The following is an 11,659-nucleotide window of genomic DNA, read 5'->3' on the forward strand; positions in this document are numbered from 1 at the left end:
AACCGTTGTCTGGCACGCCTCTCGCATTCGAAGGCAAAGCCGCAATGATGGAGCGTGCACTCGGCAGCGCCGGGATCTCCATCCTCTGCCAGGACGCCGGGCTGTCGATCTTCTACGCCGAAAATCTGCCGCCGCATTTCGCAGCGCTCCTTACGCCCGGCGGCAGCGACGCCGCCCTTTTCGGCGATGCCCATGGGCAATATCTGACGGTGCTGAAACATAAGGTGCTGGAAACAGGCATTCCCAACAATGCCGAGGTCGAGATCGATGTCGACGGCGAAATGCGCACCTATGAACTGAAGATCCAGCGCACCGGGGGACGCAGCACCTACGGGCTTCTGTCTGTCATGACCGAGATCACCGAAAGCCGGCATCGCGAGAAAGTGCTGAAATCGCTGCTGCGCGAGCTGTCGCACCGGTCGAAGAACCTTCTCGCCATCATCCAGGGCATCGCCACCCAGACGGCGCGCAACACGCTGTCTCTCGACAGCTTCCTCCTCAAGTTCCGTGGCCGGCTGCAGTCGCTGTCCAACTCGCAGGACCTGATCACGGATTCAAGCTGGCGCGGCGCCTTCCTCTTTGAACTCGCCGAAAAGCAGTTCGCCCCTTATTGGCCGGAAACATCAGGCGCCATGCCGATCTACGGCATCAACGCCCATCTGACCCCGAATGCCGCCGTGCATCTCGGGCTTGCGCTCCACGAACTCATCGTCAACTCCGCCTCCTATGGGGCGATATCTCGCGGTGCGGCCTCCATCACACTGAATTGCCGCGAAGCCGTGATCGGCGACAGGAGGGCGATCGAGGTCGCCTGGGCGGAAGTGCTGCGGGATCAGTCGGAAGTCCACGAGTTCAGCGACAACAGCTTCGGCCGTACGGTGCTGGAGCGCGTCGTACCCTCGTCGGTTAACGGCAAGGCGGAGCTGAACCTCGTGCCGGGCCGCATCGAATACCACCTGACCATTCCCGAAACCGAATTCGAGATTCTCAAGCGCGCGTGAGAGAAGACTGAGAACGGAAAAACAGCCGGTGCGAGGGCGGCGCACCGGCTGTCTTCACTCACCGGGAGGGGACCGTGAGTACGTCCGGATGGTGGGTTGGGGGCGCGCATGTTGGGTCGATGCGATCACCATCCGGATACCGCAATAACGACGACGCCCAATTTTGGTTCCCTCCCATCGAAAAAAAATTCGGCTTTTTTGAATCTTTTTTCCGATGCCCTTTCCCTGCCGCGCTCCCGGCCAGTCCGTCGATCCGAACCGGTTAAATTCTCTCCATGAAAACATGGGCTTACAGGCAGGTTCGCAAGCGCAATCCGCCAAAATTTTACCGTTTGATAAATTTTTAAACCTGAGTTACGCTTCCCTCACAGGCCGTTTACCAATAATGAGGGAACTTCAATGGAACGACTGGAAACTGGGATTCATGCCGGCCGGCTTTCGTCCGCCGAGTATGAGGCTAATTTTTCCGATCTGCATCCGCGCCTCGATAATCATGAGGCGCTGGTCGCCGCTGATCGCTGTTATTTCTGCTATGACGCGCCGTGCATGACGGCCTGTCCCACCTCGATCGACATTCCGCTCTTCATCCGCCAGATTTCGACCGGCAACCCGCTCGGCTCGGCAAAGACGATCTTCGATCAGAACATCTTGGGCGGCATGTGCGCCCGCGTCTGTCCTACCGAAGAGCTCTGCGAGCAGGCCTGCGTGCGCAACACGGCCGAAGAGCGGCCCGTCGAGATCGGCCGCCTGCAGCGTTACGCGACCGATGCCGCCATGCAGGCCGGCAAGCAGTTCTATGTCAGGGCAGACCCGACCGGAAAGAGGATTGCCGTCGTCGGCGCGGGGCCGGCAGGTCTCGCCGCCGCCCATCGCCTGGCCGTGAAGGGCCATTCCGTCACGATTTACGACGCCAGGGAAAAATCCGGCGGCCTCAACGAATACGGCATCGCCACCTACAAGACGGTCGATGATTTCGCCCAGCAGGAAGTCGATTATGTGCTTTCGATCGGCGGCATCGACGTGCGCCACGGCGCCCTTCTCGGCCGCGATTTTTCGCTTGCCGATCTGCTGGCGCAATATGACGCCGTCTTCCTCGGCATCGGCCTTGCCGGCGTCAACGCGCTGCGCATCGAGGGCGAGAATCTGGCAGGCGTCGACGACGCCGTCGATTTCATCGCCGCCCTTCGCCAGACGGAAGACAAGAGCGAGATCGCCATCGGGCGGCGCGTCGTTGTCCTTGGCGGCGGCATGACGGCGATCGACGCCGCCGTGCAGGCAAAGCTCCTCGGCGCCGAGGAGGTAACGATCTGCTACCGCCGCGGCAAGGAGCACATGAACGCTTCGGAATATGAGCAGGATCTGGCAAGCTCCAAGGGCGTCATCATCCGCCACTGGCTGGCGCCGAAATCGATCCTTTCGCAGGACGGCAAGGTCGCTGCGATCGAGGTGGAATATACCAAGCTCGTCGAAGGCCGCCTCGTCGGCACCGGTGAAACCGGCGTGATCGCCGCCGACCAGATCTTCAAGGCGATCGGCCAGACCTTCGAAGCCTCAGGCGTCGGTTCGCTGCGCATGGAATCCGGCCGCATCGCCGTCGACACTGAAGGCCACACCTCGCTCGATGGCATCTGGGCCGGTGGCGACTGCGTCTTCGGCGGTGAGGATCTTACGGTTTCCGCCGTCGCCCACGGCCGCGATGCGGCCGAATCCATCCATCGCACCCTCACCGCAGCCGCCGCTCCGGCTGTCGCGGTTGCCTGAAGGGGAGAATGAACAATGGCTGATCTCCGCAATAATTTCGTCGGCATCAAATCCCCGAACCCGTTCTGGCTGGCCTCCGCGCCGCCGACCGACAAGGCTTATAACGTCGAGCGCGCCTTCAAGGCCGGCTGGGGCGGCGTGGTCTGGAAGACGCTCGGCGAGGAAGGCCCGCCCGTCGTCAACGTCAACGGCCCGCGCTACGGCGCGATCTTCGGCGCCGACCGCCGTCTGCTGGGCCTCAACAATATCGAGCTCATCACCGACCGCGACCTCTACACCAACCTGCGCGAAATGAAGCAGGTCAAGATGAACTGGCCGGACCGGGCGCTGATCGCCTCGATCATGGTGCCTTGCGAGGAACAGGCGTGGAAGTCGATCCTGCCGCTCGTCGAAGAGACCGGCGCCGACGGCATCGAACTCAATTTCGGCTGTCCGCACGGCATGTCCGAACGCGGCATGGGCTCGGCCGTCGGCCAGGTGCCGGAATATATCGAAATGGTCGTGCGCTGGTGCAAGCAGTACACCCGCATGCCCGTCATCACCAAGCTGACGCCCAACATCACCGATATCCGCCGCCCAGCGCGGGCCGCCAAGGCCGGCGGCACCGACGCCGTGTCGCTGATCAACACGATCAATTCGATCGTGTCCGTCGATCTCGACAACTTCGCACCCAACCCGACGGTCGGCGGCAAGGGCAGCCATGGCGGTTATTGCGGCCCGGCGGTCAAGCCGATCGCGCTGAACATGGTGGCCGAAATCGCTCGTGATCCCGAAACCTACGGCCTGCCGATCTCGGGCATCGGCGGTATCACGACCTGGCGGGACGCTGCCGAATTCCTCGTCCTCGGCGCCGGCAACGTCCAGGTCTGCACCGCAGCCATGACCTACGGCTTCAAGATTGTGCAGGAAATGATCACGGGCCTCTCCGACTGGATGGACGAAAAGGGCCACAAGACCCTCGACGACATTACCGGCCGCGCCGTGCCCAATGTCACCGACTGGCAGTATCTGAACCTCAATTACGTCGCCAAGGCGAAGATCGACCAGGATGCCTGCATCAAATGCGGCCGCTGTCACATCGCCTGCGAAGATACTTCGCATCAGGCGATCACCAACGTCGTCAACGGCCTGCGCCATTTCGAGGTAATCGACGAGGAGTGCGTCGGCTGCAATCTCTGCGTCAGCGTCTGCCCGGTCGAGAATTGCATCACCATGGAGCAGCTTCCGGCCGGCTCGCTCGACAAGCGCACCGGCAAGGTGGTCGATCCGAACTACGCCAACTGGACGACCCACCCGAACAACCCGATGGCCCGCCAGGCCGCGGAGTGATCGGCTTGCAACGCCGCGGAGAAAATCATTCCGCGGCGTTGCGCTGAACCCATGATGGATTTATGGCCACCATGCTGCACGATCGCAGCTTGTAACCTAGGAGGAGGCAGCCATGGCTCGCAAACACCTCACCGACCTCAGCTTTTGAGGTCACGTCGAAACGACGTAAATCCTTCCCGTCCGAAACCCGGGTCAAGACCGGTTTGCAAACCGTTCACGGCGACGTCGAACTAATCGAAAAACTCGGCCGCAACGATCCCTGCCCCTGCGGCTCCAGGAGGCGGCTTCAAGAATTGCTGCCTGCAATCCGGCCGCTATGACGGCATCGAGCGGGATTATTATTTTTAGAGACCGTGACTGAAGATGACGGCGCCCTTTACGAGAGGGCGCCGTTTATTGCGGTCAGCCCGGCAATGCCGGATCACAACTTGAAGCTTTTGACCTCGTTGCCTCGCTCGATGGTCCGGTTGGCGATGAAGCGTCCGGATTTTGCTGCCTCCTGCTTCTCAGCCTCGATTTGGTGCAACATGGCTTCGAGACGCCGAAGCGCCAGCGCCTTGTTGCGGTGCTGGGAGCGCTCGTCCCGCGCCGTCACCACGAGACCGGTCGGCCGATGCAGCACGCGAACCGCGCTGTCCGTCGTATTCTGGTGCTGCCCGCCGGGTCCGCCGGCTCTCAGCGTCTCGAAACGCAGGTCGGCCGGATCGATCGTCACCTCGCCGCCTTCAGGCCTGGCATCGATACACTGAACCGCAACAAACCAGTTCTGTCGTTTGTGACCGGGACGCACCGGACTCTTGAAGGTGAACCGGATCGTGCCGCAATAGCCGGCCGCGATCTGCTCCGCCCCGGCGCCGTCGAGACTGACAATCGCCGACTTCGCGCCGTGTTGATCCGGCATCGGGCCAAGGCTGGCCTCGAAAGAGCAGCCAAGCCCGATTGCCTCGCGCTCGATAATGCCGAGAAGCGCTGTGAGCGCGATACGGCACTCCACCGGACCGTTGCCTGATGTCACGAGAAGATCAATAGCGCTCATAACCGCTCCCTCCTTCCCTGCGATGGTCGGGTTTTCGCCGGCGCTGTTCGACCTCCGCTTCATCAACCGCCTTCTTGAAGGTGACGAGCGGCCGAAAGCTCGCAAGTCCGATGATCAGCCCCTCATTTTCGAGATCGCTCACCACCTGCCCGGCATCCTTATAGGCCGATGCTGCCTCTTCGACGACGAGAGCGCGATCGTCACAGATCGCGATACCTCCCCAAGTATTCCGCAACAGTAGTTCGCGTTCGGAGCGATTGCGGCCGACACGTCCATGCATTGTGGCCCGGTCATACTTGCGGCCAGCCCCATGAGAGATACCGCCGAGCGAACGGCTGACGCCGGCACCCGCGACAACCAGATGGCTGAGGCTCGCGCGCGATCCCGCAATCGGCGCCAATTCGCCGGGTGCGACGGCCGCCGCACCCTTGTAATGCACAAACCCGCGATCTGAGCGACGAACGAGATTGTGCGGTATGTCGGCGATGAGGCTGAGATCGGCGCGAAGCGCCGCAGCCGCCCGCGCGGCAATGAGCCGCCGGTTCAGCGATGCCCAGGCAACGCAGCGATCATGGCTCGCAAGCCAGGCAGCACCTGCTTCCGATCCGGGATCGAGACCGGCGACAAGCGCCGGATGTGCAGCCGCGGCTTCGCTGAATACCGCGGCACCGAGGGAGCGTGAACCAGAATGAACGAGCAGATAGAGCCGCTGATCGTCGAGACCAGCCGCACGTCCGCCCTCGGCAAGCTCTTCAACGGCCTGCAGCTCGCAGAAATGATTGCCGCCGCCGATCGTGCCCAAGGCTTCCGGTGCCAGATCGGCAGGCAGACCAGCTTCAGCGAGCATGTCGCCAGCATCGCCGATTGCCTGCGTTTCAAGCCGGCGAAGCCGCTCCGCCGCTTTGTCGATCCTCAGTTTGCGCAGCGGCAGATCGAGAGCGAAGAGTGACATCCCGCAGCCGATGTCGTTGCCGATCAGCAGCGGGTGCAGCCGGGACGACAACAGCGCCACGCCGGTCGCACCGTATTTGCCGGGGTGCAAATCCGGAAAGGCGGCGATTTCCAAGGCGCCCGGCAGGCGAGACATTTCGTCAAGCTGGTCCAAGGCAGCGCCTTCGATCCAGGCAGAACTGGAAAAGAAACGATTGATGAGCGCCGGAACTGCCGCCGGCGCCATCAGGGAGCTTTCGCTCCCAATAGAATTGCCCATGATGATACTCTGGATATGAGTGGTCTTTCATCGCCTGAGATGGCGATGTTCAACCGGCCTGCATCAGCCATTGGCTGAGTTAAACCGAAACCCTCTCGGGGCGTGCGGAGATATTTGTCATCGTGTCGCTCCCTTCATCCAGAACAATCGAGAGCGCCCCTTTAGGGGAAGTCGGATATAAATGCAAGCATGGCGCGCTTCAGCCGCCGAATGATCTCCGGTAGGCATGCGGGCTCGTTCCCAGCCGCTTGCGGAAATGATGCCGCATGGTTGCCAGCGTGCCGAAGCCGCTTGATATCGCAATGTCGTCGAGCGAGACCGCGAGTTCCTTTTCGAGCAGGTCGCGGGCATGGCGCAGCCGCTCCTTCAGTAGCCATTCGCCGACGCTGAGACCTGTCGTCGCTTCGAAGCGGCGCTGGAAGGTGCGCATGCTCATGCCGGCCCGTTTGGCGAGCAGGCTGATCGGCTGCTCCTCGGCAAGGCTTGCGCGCATCCATTCGATCAGTGGACCCAAGCGAATGCCCTCCCGCGCCTCCGGAACCGGGGCGCTGATGAACTGCGCCTGCCCGCCTTCGCGATGCGGCGGCACCACGAGGCGCCGGGCGACGCTGTTTGCGGCATCCGAGCCGAAATCGCCGCGCACGACATGCAGGCAGAGATCGATGCCGGCTGCACTGCCGGCCGCCGTCAGCAGGCTGCCTTCATCGATGTAGAGAACGGCGGCATCGAGCGTGATGTCGGGGTAACGCGCGGAGATCGAAGCGACATAGCGCCAATGTGTGGTCGCCCTGCGGTTGGCAAGCAGTCCGGACCCGGCAAGGACGGCAACGCCGGAGCAGAGCGACATGACGCGCGCGCCGCGTTGATGCGCGGCCCTCAGCGCTTCGGCGAGTGGCGCCGGTACGGGCGCATCGATCGCCCGCCAGCCCGGCACGACGATCAGGTCCGCCTCGTCGAGCACCTCCAGCCCCTTGTCGACCGCCACCGTCAATCCGCCGGCGGCGCGAAGTGGGCCTGGCTCGATCCCACAGACCGCAAAGCGATACCAGCCTTCGCCCATCTCGGGACGCGGCAGGCCGAAGACCTCATAGGCGATGCCGAATTCGAAGGTGCAGAGCCCGTCATAAGCAAGCACGGCGACCAGCGGTCCATTCGTCTGCGGCGGCAATAGATTTGGCATGATCTTTACGCTGTCGGTCATAATGGCCAATATCGCAAACCTCTAGCATCGGCGATACCAGGCGGCAACTCCAACACGAAAGGAAAGACCGATGCCAAGCCCCGTTTCTGAAATCCCCGCCGCCGAGCCCGATCTCGCCGCCGCCCATTTTGGCGCCAAACTCGCCTTCGAGACCGACTGCTCGGATGTCAGCGCAGCCTTTGCCGCCGGCAAGATCGATTTCGTGCTCCTCGACGTGCGCTCGCCGGCACTGTTTGCGCAATCCCACATTCCCCGCGCGATCAACCTGCCGCACGGCAAGATGACCGCACATCGCATGTCGGAATGGGCAAGGGACACGCTCTTCGTCGTCTATTGCGCAGGCCCCCATTGCAACGGCGCCGACAAGGCCGCCTTCCGCCTCGCCAAGCTCGGCCTCAAGGCCAAGCTGATGATCGGCGGCCTGACCGGCTGGGCCGACGAAGGGCTTGCCTTCGAACAAGGCGTTCCCGCCGCGGCCTGACCAGCCTTCCCTTCTCCCGGCAGCGCTTACTCCTAAATCGACTCCGATTTGAGGAAGCATGCCCTGGGGAGAAGGGAAATCGCGATCGTCAGAACTCGACGACCACCTTGCCGAAAGGCCCGCGATAGAGATGGTCGAGGGCCTGCGGGAACTCGCCGAAGGCATAACGCTTGTCGATGACAGGCTTAAGCCCCGTCTGCTCGATGGCTCGCACAAGATCTTCGAGCGCGCGGCGATGGCCGACCGAAATTCCCTGCACGACAGGGGCCTTGAGCAGAAGCGGGCCGGCCGGGCCGGAGACTTCGAAACCTTCGAGCACGCCGATGACGGAAATGCGGCCGTTGACCGCCACAGCCTTCAACGCCTCACCGAGATGTGGACCGCCGACGATTTCGAGCACATGGTCGGCGCCGTAGCCGTCGGTCAGCTGATAGAGCTGCTCTACCCAGTCGCCCTGATGGCGGTTGATCGCATGATCGGCGCCGAGGGCAAGAGCACGCTCGAGCTTCTCCGCGCTGCCTGACGTGATGAAGACCTCTGCGCCATGCGCCTTGGCGATCTGCAGGCCAAAGAGCGCCACGCCGCCGGTACCTTGCACCAAAACCTTGTCGCCGGCCTTCAGGCCGCCGCGCTCGATCAAGGCGAACCAGGCGGTCAGACCGGCACAAGGCAAGGTGCTCGCCTGCGCCGCATCGAGCGTGTCAGGCGCGCGCGAATACCATTCCTCGGACAGCACGGTGTATTGGGAAAGGACGCCCGGATAGAAGCCGCCGCGTGTCTTGTAAGGCGGGGTGCGTGCGTCACCCAAGCCACGCCCGTCGATCCAGTCGGGCGAAAAGGTCGAGATGACCCGGTCGCCCGGCTTGAAGCGGGTGACGGCAGGCCCGACGGCCTCCACCACCCCGGCCATATCGGAAGCCGGCACGAAGGGAAATTGCAGCGGCAGCCCCATGCCGCTCTCCATCACCAGCCGGTCGCGAAAATTGAGCGAGACGGCTTCCGCCCGAACCAGGACCTTGTTTCCCGAAATCGGCTCAAGCCTGCGCTCGCCGATCGTCAGTTGGCGGTCCGGTCCGACCGTGTCGATCTGCCATTCCCGTGTCGTCTCCATTGCCTTGCTCCTTGTTCATTGCAGGGAGCAAGACCATATCGTTGAATATTTCGCACCAGTTGTGATATTAATTCGCCAGAATGGTTCCATAAAGGAAACAAGATGGAGCAACTGAAGGGCATCTCGATCTTCGTCGAAACCGTCGAGGCCGGTGGCTTTTCGGCTGCCGCCGACCGGCTCCACCTCACCCGCTCGGCGGTCGGCAAAACCATCGCACGTCTGGAACAGCGTCTCGGCGTGCGCCTTTTCAACCGCACGACACGCATGCAGAGCCTTACCGAGGAAGGTCGCTTCTTCTACGAACGCTGCCTGCGGGCGGTCGAGGAAATCCGCCTCGGAGAAGCCATGCTGGAATCCGGCCGGCGCGACGTGCGTGGCCGATTGCGCATCTCCATGCCCGTGCTTTTCGGCCGCCGCTGCATCGCGCCGATCCTCGCAACCCTGCTCGATGAACATCCGGATCTCGAAATCGACCTCTCCTTCAACGACCGTGTCGTCGATCTGCTTGAGGATGGCTTCGACCTTGCCATCCGCAACGGCCCCCTGAAAGACAATCCGGATCTGATGGCTCGGGCGATCGCCCGCCAACGCATGACGGTCTGCGCATCGCCCGCCTATCTGGAAAAACACGGCCCCCCGCAGACGGTTTCCGATATTCTGCGGCATGAAGGCATCGTCTACCGGCGGGGCGACGGCGACAAGGGCTGGATCTTTCCCACGACAGCCGATCCCATGCGGCGGATCGCGCCGAAGGCGCGGCTGCGGCTCGACGATCTGGCTGCGATATCAGATGCGGCCGTCGCCGGGCGCGGCCTTGCCTGGCTGCCCTGCTGGCTTGTACGCGAGGAGGTGCTGGCAGGCCGGCTCATTCAGGTGCTGAAGCACGAGCCGGCCAATGTCTTCGATGCCCATGCCATCTGGCCACGCTCCCCGGTCATGCTGCCGAAGGTGAGACTTGCGATCGATACGCTCGCCGCCAGATTGCCGGCAATGATGGGCTGATCCCTTCGACCCAAGGCGATGGCGCTCCATAAGCAGGCCTGGATGGTTATCCTGCCAGTCTTTCCAGTTCGTGCACCTGCTCGAGGACCAGCGTCGGCTTCAGCCGCCGAAGCGATTCCGGTGCGGCATATCCCCAAGTGACCGCCGCTGATGACGCACCGACTGCCTTGGCTGCCTCGATGTCGCGCGTCTCGTCGCCAACGCAGATGGTACGCTCCGGCGCGGTCCCGAGCTGCTTCATCGCGCCTCTAAACTTGACGGCCTTGCCGAATATTGAAGACCCGCATCCATAGAAATTGATCAGTTCGGCAAGCTCCGGGCCAAGAACCACTCGTACGTTCTGCTCGGTATTGGAACTGACGATCGCGAGCTTGATGCCGCGCTGGCGCAACATCGTCAATGCCGGTGCGACCCCTTCGAATAGCCGTATCGACTCGATGTCCTCTGTCGCCCTTCGCCGCATATATGCGGCAATAGCCGGCATCTTCCACATCGGCACTCGCAGCTTCTGAATGATCTCACGGTTCCCCAAATGCCGGAGCGCCTCCCTCTCTTCGATGGTTGTCCGGCGGAAACCGAAACGATCAGCCACATCGTTCAGCGAGCCGGAGAACCATTCTCCACTATCTGCAAGCGTTCCGTCGAAGTCGAAAATGGCTAGATCATGTCTCATCGCTAGAACTTTGCCTTACAGCAGCCAGCCAAGCAACACGTCAGCTGGCCAAGCAACACGTCGAGCGCAAAGACATTCGCCCGGGTGGAGCGTCCCCAGAGAGGGAAAAACGATCACGCCCTCGGAATGTCCGGCCGCAATCCGCCGATGAAGAGTTGTTCGAGAAACCGCGCCGCATCCTCGAAGCGCCCTTCGCCGGCATGCTCCTGCCCCAGCACGGCGCGCACCTGGACGTCGAAATCCGCATAATGCTGCGTCGTCGACCAGATCGAGAAGATCAGGTGATAGGGATCGCATTCGGCGATCTTGCCTGATTTCGTCCAGGCGCGGATGACCTCCGCCTTCTCGTCGACCAATTCCTTCAGCGGCCCCTTCAGCTCGTCCTCGATATGCGGCGCGCCTTGCAGCACCTCATTGGCGAAAAGCCGGCTCTCTCGCGGAAAATCGCGCGCCATCTCCAGCTTGCGCCTGATGTAGCTGCGGATTTCCTCCTCGGGATTGCCCTCGGCATCGAAGGCGCGCAGCGGCTCCAGCCAGGTGTAGAGCACCCGGTCGATCAGCGCCCGGTGCATGGCCTCCTTGGTGCGGAAATAATAGAGCAGATTGGGCTTCGACATGCCGGCCACTTCGGCGATCTGGTCGATGGTCGAGCCGCGAAAGCCGCGTGCCGAAAACACGTCGAGCGCCGCCTCCAGAATCTGCTCTTCCTTCTCCTCCTGGATTTGCGTCCGTCTCAGGGTCTTCGCTGCTCTCGGAATAGCCATCGGCTATTGTTTCCCCTTGAAATTCAACTTCTTCGCTCAAGTTTCGGCCGGCGGCCGCCCGTGCCGCTTTCTTGTGCAACTGCCCGCATT

Annotated in this window: 12 protein-coding genes; 6 read left to right on the plus strand and 6 right to left on the minus strand. The window is 62.2% G+C overall.

Features of this window, described 5'->3' with window-relative positions; all coding sequences use genetic code 11:
- Window positions 1–5 precede the first annotated feature (5 nt).
- The 4 genes from NE852_RS17260 to NE852_RS17275 all read left to right on the plus strand — a co-directional run bounded on the left by NE852_RS17260 (window position 6) and on the right by NE852_RS17275 (window position 4,411).
- Complete coding sequence (locus NE852_RS17260; RefSeq protein WP_037174958.1) at window positions 6–1,001, plus strand: sensor histidine kinase; 996 nt, start codon at window positions 6–8, stop codon at window positions 999–1,001.
- 399 nt (window positions 1,002–1,400) lie between these two features.
- On the plus strand, window positions 1,401–2,762 hold the full coding sequence (locus NE852_RS17265) for an NAD(P)-dependent oxidoreductase (RefSeq protein WP_008534498.1): 1,362 nt from the start codon (window positions 1,401–1,403) through the stop codon (window positions 2,760–2,762).
- A 15-nt stretch (window positions 2,763–2,777) separates the two neighbouring features.
- Entirely contained in the window at window positions 2,778–4,091 is a 1,314-nt protein-coding gene (preA, locus tag NE852_RS17270) for an NAD-dependent dihydropyrimidine dehydrogenase subunit PreA (protein WP_258155875.1), read from the plus strand.
- A 203-nt stretch (window positions 4,092–4,294) separates the two neighbouring features.
- Window positions 4,295–4,411, plus strand: a complete 117-nt coding sequence (locus tag NE852_RS17275) for an SEC-C metal-binding domain-containing protein (RefSeq protein ID WP_245270819.1) — start codon at window positions 4,295–4,297, stop codon at window positions 4,409–4,411.
- Window positions 4,412–4,512: 101 nt separating this feature from the next.
- On the opposite strand, the gene prfH is transcribed toward NE852_RS17275, so the two are convergent.
- From prfH to ftrA, 3 genes are all read right to left on the minus strand, one after another.
- Entirely contained in the window at window positions 4,513–5,127 is a 615-nt protein-coding gene (gene prfH / locus NE852_RS17280; protein WP_008534502.1) for a peptide chain release factor H, read from the minus strand.
- Complete coding sequence (locus NE852_RS17285; protein WP_258155876.1) at window positions 5,114–6,337, minus strand: RNA ligase RtcB family protein; 1,224 nt, start codon at window positions 6,335–6,337, stop codon at window positions 5,114–5,116. Before NE852_RS17285 ends, prfH begins: the two co-directional genes overlap by 14 nt.
- A gap of 199 nt (window positions 6,338–6,536) precedes the next feature.
- Window positions 6,537–7,538, minus strand: coding sequence for a transcriptional regulator FtrA (gene ftrA, locus NE852_RS17290; RefSeq protein WP_258155877.1), 1,002 nt, complete (start codon window positions 7,536–7,538; stop codon window positions 6,537–6,539).
- A gap of 70 nt (window positions 7,539–7,608) precedes the next feature.
- Here ftrA and NE852_RS17295 point away from each other — a divergent pair, with 70 nt between their 5' ends.
- Complete coding sequence (locus tag NE852_RS17295; RefSeq protein WP_008534530.1) at window positions 7,609–8,019, plus strand: rhodanese-like domain-containing protein; 411 nt, start codon at window positions 7,609–7,611, stop codon at window positions 8,017–8,019.
- 88 nt (window positions 8,020–8,107) lie between these two features.
- Here the strand turns inward: NE852_RS17295 and NE852_RS17300 are convergent, their stop codons facing one another.
- A complete protein-coding gene (locus tag NE852_RS17300; RefSeq protein ID WP_008534532.1) occupies window positions 8,108–9,130 on the minus strand; it encodes an NAD(P)-dependent alcohol dehydrogenase in 1,023 nt (340 codons plus the stop codon).
- A 102-nt stretch (window positions 9,131–9,232) separates the two neighbouring features.
- Here NE852_RS17300 and NE852_RS17305 point away from each other — a divergent pair, with 102 nt between their 5' ends.
- Window positions 9,233–10,132 carry a LysR family transcriptional regulator gene (locus NE852_RS17305; protein WP_008534535.1) on the plus strand — a complete coding sequence of 300 codons (900 nt, stop codon included), beginning with the start codon at window positions 9,233–9,235 and terminating at the stop codon, window positions 10,130–10,132.
- A gap of 46 nt (window positions 10,133–10,178) precedes the next feature.
- Here the strand turns inward: NE852_RS17305 and NE852_RS17310 are convergent, their stop codons facing one another.
- Together NE852_RS17310 and NE852_RS17315 are read right to left on the minus strand one after the other, a co-directional pair.
- Entirely contained in the window at window positions 10,179–10,805 is a 627-nt protein-coding gene (locus tag NE852_RS17310; protein ID WP_008534536.1) for an HAD hydrolase-like protein, read from the minus strand.
- Window positions 10,806–10,918: 113 nt separating this feature from the next.
- Complete coding sequence (locus NE852_RS17315; RefSeq protein ID WP_258155878.1) at window positions 10,919–11,569, minus strand: TetR/AcrR family transcriptional regulator; 651 nt, start codon at window positions 11,567–11,569, stop codon at window positions 10,919–10,921.
- Window positions 11,570–11,659: the final 90 nt, after the last annotated feature.

The sequence above is a fragment of the Rhizobium sp. Pop5 genome (assembly GCF_024721175.1).
In the GTDB taxonomy this organism is placed as follows: domain Bacteria; phylum Pseudomonadota; class Alphaproteobacteria; order Rhizobiales; family Rhizobiaceae; genus Rhizobium.

Bases quoted from the DNA above. Each gene is read 5' to 3' on its own strand.
- NE852_RS17265 (WP_008534498.1), top strand. From the start codon at position 1,401: ATGGAACGACTGGAAACTGGGATTCATGCCGGCCGGCTTTCGTCCGCC.
- preA (WP_258155875.1), top strand. From the start codon at position 2,778: ATGGCTGATCTCCGCAATAATTTCGTCGGCATCAAATCCCCGAACCCG.
- prfH (WP_008534502.1), bottom strand. From the start codon at position 5,127: ATGAGCGCTATTGATCTTCTCGTGACATCAGGCAACGGTCCGGTGGAG.
- NE852_RS17285 (WP_258155876.1), bottom strand. From the start codon at position 6,337: ATGGGCAATTCTATTGGGAGCGAAAGCTCCCTGATGGCGCCGGCGGCA.
- ftrA (WP_258155877.1), bottom strand. From the start codon at position 7,538: ATGACCGACAGCGTAAAGATCATGCCAAATCTATTGCCGCCGCAGACG.
- NE852_RS17295 (WP_008534530.1), top strand. From the start codon at position 7,609: ATGCCAAGCCCCGTTTCTGAAATCCCCGCCGCCGAGCCCGATCTCGCC.
- NE852_RS17300 (WP_008534532.1), bottom strand. From the start codon at position 9,130: ATGGAGACGACACGGGAATGGCAGATCGACACGGTCGGACCGGACCGC.
- NE852_RS17305 (WP_008534535.1), top strand. From the start codon at position 9,233: ATGGAGCAACTGAAGGGCATCTCGATCTTCGTCGAAACCGTCGAGGCC.
- NE852_RS17310 (WP_008534536.1), bottom strand. From the start codon at position 10,805: ATGAGACATGATCTAGCCATTTTCGACTTCGACGGAACGCTTGCAGAT.
- NE852_RS17315 (WP_258155878.1), bottom strand. From the start codon at position 11,569: ATGGCTATTCCGAGAGCAGCGAAGACCCTGAGACGGACGCAAATCCAG.